This window comes from Methanofastidiosum sp., assembly GCA_020854815.1.
In the GTDB taxonomy this organism is placed as follows: Archaea; Methanobacteriota_B; Thermococci; order Methanofastidiosales; family Methanofastidiosaceae; genus Methanofastidiosum.
In genome coordinates this window covers 1-13,364 of record JAHKLW010000010.1, presented here as the reverse complement: position 1 = coordinate 13,364, position 13,364 = coordinate 1, and the positions used below count along the sequence as shown (strand labels likewise).

General features: G+C 31.9%; 16 protein-coding genes and 1 pseudogene. 13 read left to right on the top strand and 4 right to left on the bottom strand.

The window, feature by feature from the left end; all coding sequences use genetic code 11:
* Positions 1–314: 314 nt before the first annotated feature.
* The 11 genes and pseudogenes from KO464_01145 to KO464_01095 all read left to right on the top strand — a co-directional run bounded on the left by KO464_01145 (position 315) and on the right by KO464_01095 (position 9,245).
* Positions 315–626 carry a KH domain-containing protein gene (locus KO464_01145; GenBank protein MCC7571977.1) on the top strand — a complete coding sequence of 104 codons (312 nt, stop codon included), beginning with the start codon at positions 315–317 and terminating at the stop codon, positions 624–626.
* Positions 627–1,117: 491 nt separating this feature from the next.
* On the top strand, positions 1,118–1,678 hold the full coding sequence (locus KO464_01140) for a peptidoglycan DD-metalloendopeptidase family protein (protein ID MCC7571976.1): 561 nt from the start codon (positions 1,118–1,120) through the stop codon (positions 1,676–1,678).
* Positions 1,679–1,900: 222 nt separating this feature from the next.
* A complete protein-coding gene (locus tag KO464_01135; protein ID MCC7571975.1) occupies positions 1,901–2,119 on the top strand; it encodes a hypothetical protein in 219 nt (72 codons plus the stop codon).
* A 48-nt stretch (positions 2,120–2,167) separates the two neighbouring features.
* A complete protein-coding gene (locus KO464_01130) occupies positions 2,168–2,506 on the top strand; it encodes a hypothetical protein (protein ID MCC7571974.1) in 339 nt (112 codons plus the stop codon).
* 170 nt (positions 2,507–2,676) lie between these two features.
* Positions 2,677–3,294: a hypothetical protein gene (locus tag KO464_01125; protein ID MCC7571973.1), complete on the top strand. Its 618-nt coding sequence runs from the start codon at positions 2,677–2,679 to the stop codon at positions 3,292–3,294.
* 911 nt (positions 3,295–4,205) lie between these two features.
* Positions 4,206–4,817 carry an MBL fold metallo-hydrolase gene (locus tag KO464_01120; GenBank protein ID MCC7571972.1) on the top strand — a complete coding sequence of 204 codons (612 nt, stop codon included), beginning with the start codon at positions 4,206–4,208 and terminating at the stop codon, positions 4,815–4,817.
* 23 nt (positions 4,818–4,840) lie between these two features.
* A pseudogene (gene gyrA, locus KO464_01115) lies at positions 4,841–7,303 on the top strand (DNA gyrase subunit A).
* Positions 7,304–7,461: 158 nt separating this feature from the next.
* Positions 7,462–7,791, top strand: a complete 330-nt coding sequence (locus KO464_01110; protein ID MCC7571971.1) for a class I SAM-dependent methyltransferase — start codon at positions 7,462–7,464, stop codon at positions 7,789–7,791.
* A 149-nt stretch (positions 7,792–7,940) separates the two neighbouring features.
* Positions 7,941–8,459 (top strand): ABC transporter substrate-binding protein, encoded by a 519-nt coding sequence (locus tag KO464_01105; GenBank protein MCC7571970.1) that lies wholly within the window; start codon positions 7,941–7,943, stop codon positions 8,457–8,459.
* A gap of 75 nt (positions 8,460–8,534) precedes the next feature.
* A complete protein-coding gene (locus KO464_01100; protein MCC7571969.1) occupies positions 8,535–8,915 on the top strand; it encodes a hypothetical protein in 381 nt (126 codons plus the stop codon).
* A gap of 126 nt (positions 8,916–9,041) precedes the next feature.
* The gene (locus KO464_01095; GenBank protein MCC7571968.1) at positions 9,042–9,245 is read left to right on the top strand and encodes a hypothetical protein; all 204 of its coding nucleotides are present in this window, start codon (positions 9,042–9,044) and stop codon (positions 9,243–9,245) included.
* Positions 9,246–9,418: 173 nt separating this feature from the next.
* Here KO464_01095 and KO464_01090 read toward each other — a convergent pair whose 3' ends face one another.
* A complete protein-coding gene (locus KO464_01090; protein MCC7571967.1) occupies positions 9,419–9,667 on the bottom strand; it encodes a hypothetical protein in 249 nt (82 codons plus the stop codon).
* 56 nt (positions 9,668–9,723) lie between these two features.
* Between KO464_01090 and KO464_01085 the strand changes: the two genes are divergently transcribed.
* Positions 9,724–10,083 carry a hypothetical protein gene (locus KO464_01085; GenBank protein ID MCC7571966.1) on the top strand — a complete coding sequence of 120 codons (360 nt, stop codon included), beginning with the start codon at positions 9,724–9,726 and terminating at the stop codon, positions 10,081–10,083.
* Here the strand turns inward: KO464_01085 and KO464_01080 are convergent.
* On the bottom strand, positions 10,050–10,244 hold the full coding sequence (locus KO464_01080) for a hypothetical protein (GenBank protein ID MCC7571965.1): 195 nt from the start codon (positions 10,242–10,244) through the stop codon (positions 10,050–10,052). The genes KO464_01085 and KO464_01080 overlap by 34 nt on opposite strands.
* A gap of 473 nt (positions 10,245–10,717) precedes the next feature.
* On the opposite strand from KO464_01080, the gene KO464_01075 reads away from it, so the two are divergent.
* Positions 10,718–11,080 (top strand): hypothetical protein, encoded by a 363-nt coding sequence (locus tag KO464_01075; GenBank protein ID MCC7571964.1) that lies wholly within the window; start codon positions 10,718–10,720, stop codon positions 11,078–11,080.
* A gap of 196 nt (positions 11,081–11,276) precedes the next feature.
* Here KO464_01075 and KO464_01070 read toward each other — a convergent pair whose 3' ends face one another.
* Together KO464_01070 and infB are read right to left on the bottom strand one after the other, a co-directional pair.
* The gene (locus tag KO464_01070) at positions 11,277–11,570 is read right to left on the bottom strand and encodes a ribosome-binding factor A (GenBank protein ID MCC7571963.1); all 294 of its coding nucleotides are present in this window, start codon (positions 11,568–11,570) and stop codon (positions 11,277–11,279) included.
* 5 nt (positions 11,571–11,575) lie between these two features.
* Positions 11,576–13,060 carry a translation initiation factor IF-2 gene (gene infB, locus KO464_01065; GenBank protein MCC7571962.1) on the bottom strand — a complete coding sequence of 495 codons (1,485 nt, stop codon included), beginning with the start codon at positions 13,058–13,060 and terminating at the stop codon, positions 11,576–11,578.
* Positions 13,061–13,364: the final 304 nt, after the last annotated feature.

Below are 13,364 nucleotides of genomic sequence, written 5' to 3'. Positions count from 1 at the left end.
TAACAAACAAACACTTGGCAAATTCAATAAAAAATACTAGTAGAATTTTGCACCCCTGTTTGAATTGATAATTTCCAAACAAAAAACTGATCATTTGGAAATTAACAAACAAACACTTGGCAAATTCAATAAAAAATACTGGTAGAATTTTGCACCCCTGTTTAAATTGATAATTTCCAAACAAAAAACTGATCATTTGGAAATTAACAAACAAACACTTGACAAAAATTTTTTTATGATATAATATATGCATAAGATAATTCTTAAAAGGTCGGGAGTTGTCTTATTAAAAAAAGTATTATAATTGTTATACAATGGAACAATTTAATGATACAGTCGTTTTAGAAACAAATTTAAAATCGATTGTAGGAAAAACAAAAGCTGTCAAGATTGACCGCCAAATCGATGAAAGAGGTGTCCTTTTAACAGTAGATGTCGATCCTTCAGATATGGGTCATTTGATAGGGCGTAAAGGAAACACAATCCAATCTATCAGAACAATATTAAAGATTGTTGGTGCTAAAAACCAAGCAAGAGTTAATATTAAAATCCCTGGAACTCAAGGACCACAAGCTTCTCAAGAAGTAGATCGTGTAACTGATGCAATTGACGACCTAAAAATATAATATATTTTTAGAAATCTAGGGGGGCGAAAGCCCCCCTTTTTTTTATAATGTTTTTATGCTAGAATGTAGTAAAGAAAAGAAATAAACTTGAAAAGATGAAAAAAAGAGAGTATCTAGCTGCTTTATTTTTGTTTTTGCTTATAGCTATTGGCTTATGATCAATTGATTACCTAAAAAGTGAAAACAACATTGAAATAACTCAACCAAAGGCTTATAACCTAAAAAAAGAAAAGGAGGTTGAAGCTGACAAAAAAACTATGCTCTTAAAAAGAGCGGAGCCTAGTCCTATTAGCTACATAGCTGACGAGCCAAAAAGTATTTTAGTTGATTTATCAGCTATGAAAGTTTTTCTATTAAAAAATGGCTTGGTGGAAAATTATTTTGAAATTCTTCATAAAGGACCAAGGCATTTATGATTTCAATCGCCAACAAACTACTTCCGGGTAGGGGCAAAATATAATTTATTAAGATCAAGCATTGTTGATGTTTTTATGCCTTACTCGGTTCAGTTTCATCAAGATTTTTTTATCCATGGCATTCCTTATTACCCTAGTGGTGAAGAAGTAAACAGCCAGTTTAGTGGAGGTTGTTTAAGAGTTTCTAATGAAAACGCAAAACAAATTTATGATTTTGCTGAATATGGCATGAGATTTATTGTTTTTGACCAATCTGTACCTAAGGAAAAAATAAAAGAAGGGTTTTCTTCTCCCATTGATCCTGAAAAATATTGGATAAGACAAGATTTTAATAGTCCTCTAAAAATTCATGGCGAATATTTACAACATGCAGGGGTTGATATGTCGACAAACAGTCCGGAACCAGTTATGTCTATTTATGATGGAGAGGTTGCAAAAATACAAATTATGGGCAATGATGATTTTGGTTTTGGAAATACGGTTATTATAAAACATATTATAGAAGACAGAGAGTTTTATAGTCTATACGCCCACCTTGAAACTATTTCCCAAAATATCTATGCTGGCAAGGAAGTAAAGAGTGGGGAGCAAATTGGTTTGACTGGTGCTAGTGGTTATGGCTGCCAAAACTATTGAAGAATAGGTGATGACGGCTGTAATGCTAGTGGCTATCTTGACAGACACCTACACTTTGAAATAAAATCTGCTCCAACACTAACAAACAGTGAGGGCGAGAATGATTGTATACAAAAAACAGGCTTGCCTGGACCTTGCTTTGGCTATGTTCCAGTAAGCCCGTTAAAATATGGCTATTATGACCCAATAAAAATATTAACAGCTGGTTTTTAATATTTTGTTATGAAAAAAAACAAAAAACAATTTCATATTTTAACTATTTATCCAAAAATATTTGATAGCTATTTTAGTCAAGCTATTATTAAAACTGCTTTGGATAAAAAAATAATTAAAATAGATATTCATGATTTGAGAAAATATGCTTTAGATAAGCACGGCACTGTTGATGACAAGCCATATGGAGGTGGTGCTGGTATGATTTTAAAAGTTGATGTTGTTTGAAGAGCAATAAAGGATATTACTAAAAACAAAAAAACGAAAACAAAAATCATGGTATTTTCTCCCAAGGGAAAAACTTTAGCTCAAAAAGATTTGGTGAATTATAAAAAATATGAAAAGATCATTATGGTTTGCGGAAGATTTGAAGGTGTGGATCAAAGAATTATTGATTATATTGCTGACGAAGAAATTTCTGTGGGAAATTATGTTTTAGCTGGAGGAGAAATACCAGCTATGATTGTGACCGAAGGCATAACAAGACTGTTGCCTAATGTTTTAGGAAATCAAAAGTCCCTAGAAGAAGAGTCTTTTAAAGAAGATGGTTTTTTGGAATATCCGCAATATACTAGGCCAGCAAAATTTAAACCAGCTAGAGCTAAAAAAATTTGAGCTGTGCCAGAAATTTTGTTGAGCGGCCACCACGAACAAATTAAAAAATATCGTCATAGTAAAAAATAAAAATGAACTGACTACAAAATATTTCTTTTGCCATTATTGATTTAACGCCACCTTGGTTTTATAAAATTTTAAATATTCCTTCTAGTCTATGAATTAGATTGGTGGCAAGCTTAGCTGTTTTATTTTTGATTAGAACTATTTATGTATTTTTTAAAACAAAAATAAAAATGAAACAGCTAAAAAAAACTAGCTGTGAGCTGTTAAAAGAGCTTGTCTTGGAAAAAAACATTGACTTTCCTATGTTCTCCATTTTGGTGCCAGCAAGAAATGAAACTGATGTAGTAAAAAATACCATTTTAAAATTAACTGAACTTAATTATCCTAAAGATCGATTTGAAATTATTGTGGTTACCGATGAAAAAGAAACTTTGGCATCAAAAAGCAATGAAATAACCACTCAACAAATAGTTACGCAAACCATAGAAACTCTTAAAGATAAAAATGTTAGAATAATAAATGTTGATGTGCCTTATGATTTTGATGGAGAATTTAAAGGCAAATTAACTGGACAAGAGATAAAATCTACAAAAGGAAGAGCCTTAAACTATGTATTTACAAAGATGTTTGACCACTTTAATGAAAAGACAGATTTTTTTGCTTTTTTTGATACTGACGATCATCCAGATAAAAACTGCTTATCTGAAATAGCAAAAGAAAATATAAAGCATCCTCATAAAAAAGTTTTTCAAATGCCTGTGTTGCAATGTCGTAATTTTTGAAGCATTTCTACTTTTTCTAAAATTGTTGCCTTGGGGCAGTCTTTTACTCATGAATTTTTCTTGCCTTGAATAATGACCTGACTTCCTTTTTTGGGAGGAACAAACTTATTTATTCAAAAAGATGTTCTTTTTGCTGTAAAAGGATTTAACTATCATTCTATTACTGAAGACCTTGATCTGGGAGTAACTATTTACTTAGAAACAAATGATTGGCCTTATTTTTTACCTTACCCATCAACAGAACAAACCCCTGTTAATATGGCTACTTTTTTAAAACAAAGACATCGCTGAGCTTTAGGCCAACTAGAAGTTATTAAAAATTTAAAGCCTTTAAGAAAAAGAAAGGACCAGTTGGGTAAAAAAGCTCGGTCTTTATATTTTAAACTATGCTTTTATGGGCCAGGCGAGTGAACAATTTTCTTTTTGTTGACCATTTTAAGCTTGGTAGTCTTAACAACTAATTTGATCAGAAATATTGTTATTATTCTTGGGGTGCAACAGTGGGTGGGATTCTTTTCTGCTACTTTTATTTTAAGACAATCCTTGGCTTCTATTTTTTCAATGGCTGGCTTACCACTGCTTTTGTTTTCTTTAATTTTACTCCTCCATTATAATCGCTACATAGAATATAATAAATCACATGTAAAAATATTTTTTGAACTAGTTGTTTTTATGTTGAAAGTTTCATTTTTAATACCTTTTATTGTTTTCTTGTATCCTTTTCCTTTCTTTTCAGCTTTTGTGAAGCATTCATTGGGTTATTACAAAAAAAGAGAGCTGGTATGGATTAAAACACCTAGAACAAAGGAATAATAACAATGCTGCCAAAAGGCAGTGTTGTTTTTTATCTTAATATTTGATAAAATATGTTTGCACAAAAAATATAAACTAAAAATATGATTATAAACTGAATGTCTCATTCGTTTTTCAAAATAGAAACTCAAGGAAAAATTATAGCAATTGACCCTTTTTCTGAAGATGCTGTTGGCATTAAGCCGTCTAGGTTTAAGGCTGATATAGCTTTATCAACCCATAATCATAATGGCCACAACAACATTGATTTAATTATGGGAGACCCTTTTATTTTAAACACGCCGGGAGAAATAGAAATAAATAATATTTTTATTAAAGGCATAAAAACAAACCATGACAATGGAGCAACTTTAAGTAAAAATACTGTTTTTGTTGTTGACAGCGAAGATATTAGGCTAGTTCATTTAGGTGATTTTGGCGAAAAAAAAATCAAAGATGATTTATTGGAAAAAATGGGCGATGTTGATATATTGCTAATTCCGATTGCTGGAAGTTTTAGAGAAAACCCGGCTAGCGAAGCTGTTGATTTAATAAAGAAAATAGAACCAAGAATAATTATTCCTATGCACTATTCCAAAGAAGAATCCGTAAATAAGTTTGTTAAAGAAATTGGCTTGACACCAGAAAAAATGGATAAGCTTAATATAAGAAAAAACCACATCAGTCAAGATGAAGAATCTCCCATGAGATTAATTATTTTACAAAGTTAAATTTTTAATAATAAACTATTAAAATGGCGGATAAAAAAATAATACAAAACAAACCTGAAGAACAAATTTTTAATTACGACATAAGCCAAGAGCTTAAGGAATGCTATCTTGACTATGCGATGTCTGTTATTGTTTCAAGAGCTATTCCTGATTGTCGTGACGGCTTAAAGCCGGTTCAGCGAAGAATTTTATATTCTATGAAAGAATTGGGTCTTGGACCAACTACAAAATTTAAAAAATCTGCCTTGGTGGTTGGCCATACCATGGGACGATATCATCCTCATGGTGATATGGCAATTTACGATACCTTGGTTAGAATGGCTCAAGATTTTTCCTTAAGATATGTTCTGGTTAATGGTCAGGGAAACTTTGGTTCGATTGATGGAGATCCTGCTGCAGCCTCTCGTTATACTGAAAGCAGAATGAAACAAATAGCGGATGACATGTTTATTGATATAGAAAAAGAAACCATTGATTTTGTACCAAACTATGACAATAATTTAAAAGAACCCAAAGTTTTGCCAACTAAAATACCTCAGCTCTTGCTCAATGGGGCAACAGGTATTGCTGTTGGCATGGCTACTAACATTCCTCCACACAACTTAACTGAAATAATGGATGCCTTGGTTTATACTGTAGAAAACCCAAATTGCGACACTGATGATTTGATGCAATTTGTTAAAGGGCCTGACTTTCCAACTGGGGGAACCATTTATGGTTGAGATACCTTAAAAGAAGCCTATGCTACTGGCAAGGGAAAGGTTTTAATTAGAGGCACTGTTGAAATTGTAGAAAATGATAAAACATCTCAAATCGTTATAACAGAAATACCTTATATGGTAAACAAATCTGAATTGATTAAAAAAATAGCTCATTTGATAGAAGATAAAAAAATAATAAATATAAAAGACATAAGAGATGAGTCGGACAAAAAAGGTCTCACTATTACGATTGATCTAAAAAAGGGGGCTAATCCTAAAAGTATTGTCAATCAATTATTTAAATATACTGACTTAGAAAAATATTTTCATATAAACACCATTGCTTTGATTGAAGACGGCTTGCAACCACAATTACTTTCTCTTAAAGATATTTTAAATGAATTTATTAGCTTTAGAAAACAGGTCATCGTAAGAAGAACTCAATTTTTACTTAAAAAAGCAAAAGATAGATTGCATATTTTAGAAGGGTTAAAAACCGCTTTAGACCATATTGACGAGATTATTGAAATAATTAAAAAGTCAGAAAACAAAGAAGATGCTAATCTCAAACTTTGCAAGAAATTTAAATTTACAGAAGTGCAGGCAAATGTGATCTTAGAGACAAGGTTACAATCTTTAGCCAAGCTTGAGAAAATGAAAATTTTAAATGAGCTAAAAGAAAAACAAGGGTTGATAAAAGAATATGAGTCCATCTTAAGTGATGAAAAAAAGGTTGTTAAAATATTAAAAGACGAATTTGCTGAAATAAAAGAAAAACACCAAGACGAAAGAAGAACAAAGGTTATTAAAGGCTTGCCGGATAAAATAAATGAGCAAGACTTGATCCCCGAAGAAGATGTTTTAATTACTTTGTCTCAAAACGGATACATAAAAAGAATGAATACTGGTGTTTTAAGAACCCAACAAAGAGGCGGCAAAGGTGTGATTGCTTATCATAGCGGAGAAAACGATTTCCTTGATCACATTCTTAACATCAATACCAAAGACAATTTGCTTTTCTTTTCTGATAAAGGAAAGGTTTATCAAGCATTAGCTTATGATATTAATGACGCTTCCAGAGAATCAAAAGGTAAAGCCATACAAAACTTTATTGACCTATCTAATGACGAAAAAGTAAATGTCGTTTTGGGCTATAACCCAACAAGAGACAAGTCCAAACAATTTTTGTTTATGGCGACTAAAAAGGGCGTGGTAAAGAAAACTCCTTTAAGTGAGTTTGAAAACATAAGAAAAAACGGACTTCTGTCTATTAAGTTAGAAAGGGATGATTTACTAGAATGAGCAGTTTTTTCAACTGGAGATGATTTAATTTGCTTAACTACTAAACAAGGGCAATCCATTACTTTTTCTGAAAAAGATGTTCGTTCTATGGGAAGGGCTAGCTCTGGTGTTACTGGCATAAAATTAGCAAAAGACGATGAAGTTGTTGGTATGATTGTTGTGTCAAAGTCATTAGCAAAAACAAATGCTTCAATTATCTCTATCAGTGACTTTGGTTTTGGCAAAAGAACTTTAGTTAAAGACTACCGAGTCCAAAAAAGAGGTGGCACAGGAATTAAAACCTTTAAAATAACTCCTAAAACTGGTCTTTTGGTAACTAGCAGGCTAGTGAATGAAGAGCAAATTTTAATCAGTGTTTCAAAACAAGGGTTGATTTTAAAAACTGAGCTAGTGGATATTCCAATTTTAAGTAGAACCACCCAGGGCGTTAAAGTTATGAGAATTGATGAAGATGACAAAGTTTCAGAAATAGCTATCTTTTAGATAAAGCCCGTTAAAACATTTTGTTTTAACGGGCTTTACTGTTGAATATTTCTTAAAAATATTATATACTAAAATACATACAAACAAATTAAATATTCTTTATGATAGGTATTTTACACCCAACAGAATTAATAAAAAAATTGCCGATATGAGAAACCATGTCTATCGCTGACTTGGGCTGTGGCTCTGGCATTTTTACTATTGAACTAGCAAAATCACTTCATGGCAGCGGTAAAATTTTAGCTTTTGATATTCAAGAATCTTCTTTGTCTTTTTTAAGAGAGAGAGCCAATTATAACAATGTTGGACATCTGATTGAAACTAAAGTAATTGATCTAGAAAATAAAAATTTTAGCTCAGGCATGGCTAGTTCTTTTGATATGGTAACTGTTGTAAACATGCTTTTTCAAATAAAAGATAAGAAAAAATTTATCTCGGAAGCAAAAAAACTCTTAAAACCGAATGGTTTTTTGGTGGTTATAGATTGAGAAATTTTTAAAATTCCTTTTAATGAAAATCTTTACCCAATAAAGCAAGAAGAATTGTTAATCCTAGCAAAAGAAAATGGATTTACCTTAAAAGAAACATTAAAACCTTCTAATACACATTTTGGTTTAATATTAATTAAAAAATAAATATGGAACAAAACTTTTTTAAAAAATATCGTATTTTTTTCTTGGCTGGGTTGGTTGTTTTAGTTTTTGCCTTTGGAGCCAATCTTTTACAATTTACTGGTAGAAATATTACTTTGACAGTTTGGGGAACACACTTATCAGAGCAAGAATTTAATACCTATGTTGGAGGGAAAAATATTCGACTAAAAAATACTCAGGTTACCTTTGAGTACCAGGAAATAAAACCCGAAGAATATGAACAAAAACTTTTTAATGCCTTTATACGAAACGAGAGTCCTGATATTTTTATGGTTAACAACTTTCAATTAGGCCAATTTGGAAAGCTTATTTATCCTTTTAATTTAGATAATAAGAGCTATAACATTGGCACCATTCAAAGAGATTTTCCAACTATCATTGAAAAAGAAGCTGTTATTAGTAACTATCTTTATATTTCTCCTCTATCAATAGACACCTTGGCTTTATATTACAATAGAAATATTTTTGACAGTCTAGCTATACCTGCAGGACCAAGAACCTGAACAGATGTTCGCAACTTAATACCTAGGCTAAGACAGTTAGATAATCAAAACCGATTGCAAAGAGCTGTTATTGGCATGGGCGATAGCTCAAGCATAAAAAATGCTTCAGATATTTTAAGCTTATTGATCATGCAATCAAATGGCCAAATTATCAACGAAACAAGAACTAGGGCTGTTTTAAATGACAATGCTGTCTTAAACAATCAATCTGTTAATCCTGGCCAAAATGCTTTAAATTTTTATTGTGATTTTTACCAGCCAACTAGTCAGTTTTATGGCTGGTCAAGAGCCTTTGGTAATGATTTAGATGCCTTTGCTCAAAATAGATTGGCTATGTTTATTGGTTATTTTAAAGACAGAGAAATGATTTCACAAAAAAATCCAAACTTAAGGTTTGGTGTTTCGGAAATGCCAAATATTGCTAACAGCCCAATTGTAAACTTTGGTCGTTTCTGAGGTTTTTCAGTTTCAGCACATTCAAAGCAAAAAGATCTTGCTTGAACAATTTTAAACCAGGCAAATAACCAAACAAACTTAAAAAATTTACATCAACTTAAAAAATTGCCACCAGCTCACAGAACTATGATTAGCTTTTTGTATGACGACATTGATTTGGGTGTTTTTGCTAGACAAACTTTAAACGCCAAGTCTTTTTATAATCCAAATCATCTAGGTGTTGATAACTTATTCAAAGAGGCTATTGACCAAGGAAACTCAACAAGAGATTATCGTGAAGCCATCAATAGATTGAACCAAAGATTAACAACTCTTCTTTCTAATTACTAAACTATGAAAAAATTTCTTATTTTAAGCTTAATTTTAATAGTGGTTCCTATAGTTGCTTACGCAGCTCTAGTTCCTTGTGGAATAAGAAGCTTAGGCCAGCCTGACTGCACTATTTGTGACTTGATTGCTTTGGCACAAACACTTATAAATTGATTTATAAAAATTGTTTTGGTTTATGTGGCGATGTTTATGATACTTTGAGCTGGTTTTTTAATTATTACTGATATTGGCAGTGGTAAAAATAAAGCCGCTGGCTTTAATTTAATTAAAAGAACCTTGATTGGCATTTTAGTTATTCTTTTGTCGTGAACTATTATTAACACTATGGTCTGGCTTTTAGCGCCAAAACTTACTGGCCCCTCAGGAGAATTATTACAGAAGAGTTGATTTAAGATTGATTGCCATCCACCAACAACTGCCACAACAATAAACCCTTAACTTTTTAACAATTAATAATAAAAATTTTCAACTTAATACTATGCAAAAAAAGCATTTAAAAATATTTTCTTTTATAGCTGTTGTTCTTGTTTTTGGACTTTGTTTTTCATGGGTAAACGCAAACTACCAAATAGAAAACCCTCTTGGTGATTCTAGCGATATTTTTGACATAATAGACCGGGTGCTTAGTTTTCTTTTGTGGGCGGCTATAACAATGGGAGTTTTTGTAATAATGTGGGCTGGCTATATTTATATGACTAGCCAAGGGAAGCCAGAAAAAGCAGCTATGGCTGGCAGAGTTATTTTTAACGTACTTATTGGGATTGCTATAATACTTCTATCAAAAGGCATTATTTCACTAACTCATTATGTCTTGACAGGGGAGCCAACTACAGTATGAGAAGAAGTAAGTGGTCCAGGTAAAATATCTCCGCCAACAAATGATGGTGCTGGTTTTGTACCTCTTAGTGGCACTGAAGGAATTACTATTGATGAAAATGTATCTGTGCCAGTAGATTCTAGTTTTATACCTCCTAATTCCCCTGGTGGCAGTGGCTCCAATTGAGATTTTGGTTCTTTTTAAAAACAATTGACTTTTTAATGTTTTTTGTATATAATTAACTATATAAATAAAAGGTCGTAAAAAAAAGATATGAAAAAATTTTTAAAAATATTTTTAAGTTTTTCTGTTGCTTTTTTGCCATGAATGGCTTTGGCTGACCCAAACATTCTTCAAATGAAAGTTCCTAATTTGTCAGTCACCCAGGTGATAAATAATTTACTCAATTGATTTTTCTTTATTTTGATTGCCATAGCTGTTTTTATGATATTAAACGTAGGGTATCAATATATGATCTCTGGAGGCAATAGCACAAAAACTAGTGTTGCTTCAAAAAATTTGGGCTTTGTTCTTATTGGAGTCGCCATTGCTATCTTAGCAAAAAGTCTTGTTTATGTTACTTGCCATTTGATTTCAGGTGATTCAAGTCTTTGTACTTTCTTTTAAAAAATTAATAAATAAATAAATAAAAATTATGAAAAAATTTATCTCTTTAGTGGTGCTAGCTTTTCTCGTTGCTCCTGCTGTTACTTTTGGGCAAGTGATGGGTCCAGGAGTTGAACTTCCAACCCCTATTCAAAACACTTCCGACATCTTTGGAACTATCCAAACATTAATTAACTGGTTCTTTTATGTGTTATTGGTTTTAGCAGTTATATTTATTTTGGTAGTTGCCTTAAACTATGTTACTTCTGGCGGAAAAGACGACAAAGTAAAGGAAAACGGAAGAAGACTAGCTTTTATTTTAGTTGGTCTTGCTGTAGCTGTCCTTGCTAAAGGTCTTGTTTTTGTTACTTGTAACTTAGTTTCTGGTCGAGATGGTGCGTGTAATTTTTGAAGATAACATTGTCTCGGTTTAAAAATTCCCTTATCAAAAAAACCAGCTTTTAAAAGCTGGTTTTTTTATACTAATTTTTTGAGGTCACGGTGGGAATTGCACCCACGAATAACGGTTTTGCAGACCGCAGCGTTAGCTACTTCGCCACGTGACCATTTGCTATATTAATTATAGCAAAAGTATATCTTTTTTTCAACTACATCTCTAAATTTAACTCTATCCTTGGTGCAAATCGGCAAGCTAGTTTTTTGTTTATATAAGTTTGGATGCTTCTGCGATCATCTTGTATTTTAGAAAAAACTGGTATAATTTTTTCTTCTGGATAAACAGATAAAAAAACTTTTGCTAAATCAAGTTTTTCATTTAGTTTTACTTCTGTTACTGTTACTAAAGTGTTGCGATCATGATAGTCATTATCTTTGATGTATTGAGCAATTAACTTACCAACTTCTTCAGCTCTTGAATATTGTGTTTTTATTTTTTTGTCCATATTTTTTATTGATAAAATTCTAAAATATCTCCCTTTAAAATTTCCTCATTGGAATTGACCATTAAGCCACATTCATTTATGGCTCCTAGAGTTTGAACTTTTTGTTTTTGGCATTGAATGCCGTTGATAGACCCTGTGCCGATTAAAATATCTTCTCTTTTTATTTCAAACTTTTCTTTGTTATTTATTTGCCCTTCAAAAAGCTCTCCGCCAACAACCTTGAACCCTTTTGAATCATTAAAGGTAGCTAAAATTTTTAATCTAGCTTTTAGAATTGGTTTTAACTCTTGTTTGCTTAAATAAATTTGTTCAAGCTGTTCGATTATTTTATAAACTGTTTCTCCTTCAATAATTTTTAAACTATTTCTTTCTATATAATTTTTTACCTCACTATCGACTTTTACTCTAAAATTAATAATCATAGCTTTGCTTGATTCAGCAGCTTTTACATCCTTTTCAGAAACATTTCCAATGCTGTTGTCAATTATTTTAAAAATCGCCTCGGTTTCTTTTGCCAAAACCTTTAAGCTTTCTATTAGTGCTTCGCAAGAGCCTACGCAATCAGTTTTAACAATTAGATTAATTATTTCTTCCTCCAGGCCTTCTTTGTATTCTCCGATTATTTGATTTTTACAAAAATTGATCTTGGCTTCTTCTTTTATATTTTCTATTTCTTCTTGAGGAATATTTTTGCCAGCAACAAATTTGCTGCCTGGCTCAGGTAGTTGATCAAAGCCAATAACTAAAGCAGGGGAAGAAAAGCTAAGTGATGGTTCTGACTGTCCAGCAAAATTTTCTAATATTCTAACCTTACTCTCTGCTGTAGTAGTATAGATAGTATCTCCCTTACTAATAGTTCCGTCCGTAATGATCAGGGTGCTGACTATGCCTCTTTTAGGATCAATGTTTGATTCTAAAACATATCCTTTGGCAAAAGAATCTTGATTTGCTGTTTCTTCTCTCATGTCAGACATTAAAACAATCATTTCTAACAATAAATCAATATTTTGCCCATCTTTAGAAGATATCTCTACACAAGGAACATCTCCGCCTCTACCTTCGAGAAAGATTTCATTTTGAGAAAGTTCATTTTTTACTTTGTCTGGATTAGAATCTTTTTTATCTATCTTATTTATAGCCACAATAAAAGGCATGTTGTTTGCTTTAATATGAAAAAGGGCTTCTTTTGTTTGTTGTTTAAAACCTTCATCAGCAGCAATAATTAAAATGGCAATGTCGGCTATTTTGGCACCTCTTGAACGCAAAGAAGAGAAGGCTTCATGTCCCGGAGTATCTAAAAAAGTTATTTTTCTTTTTTCATTTTCTACATCAACTTCTATTTCATAGGCGCTGATATGTTGAGTAATATTGCCACTTTCATTTAAAATGGCTTTGTTTTTTCTTATATACGACAATAGGGTTGTTTTGCCATGATCAATATGGCCAGTAACAACTACAATTGGCGGTCTTGGTATTAGATTGTTCTTCATAGCAAATTTTTAACAATTGTTTAATAGCTATTTATAATTCTACACCAAAAGAGCCTCAAAGTCAAGGTTTTTAGATATTGTGCTATTTTTTTGCTAGTAAAAACTTGTACATCTAATCGCTTATTAAACTTTTTAAAATAAAAAGTTTTACGAAGTTTAAAAAAACACTTGGCCTTGCACCCCTGTTTGTCACTCTCCCTTGCCAAATATTTTTTATTTGGCAAATGGAGATACAAACACTTGGCCTTGCACCCCTGTTTGTCAATCTCCCTTGCCAAATATTTTTTATTTGGCAAATGGAGAT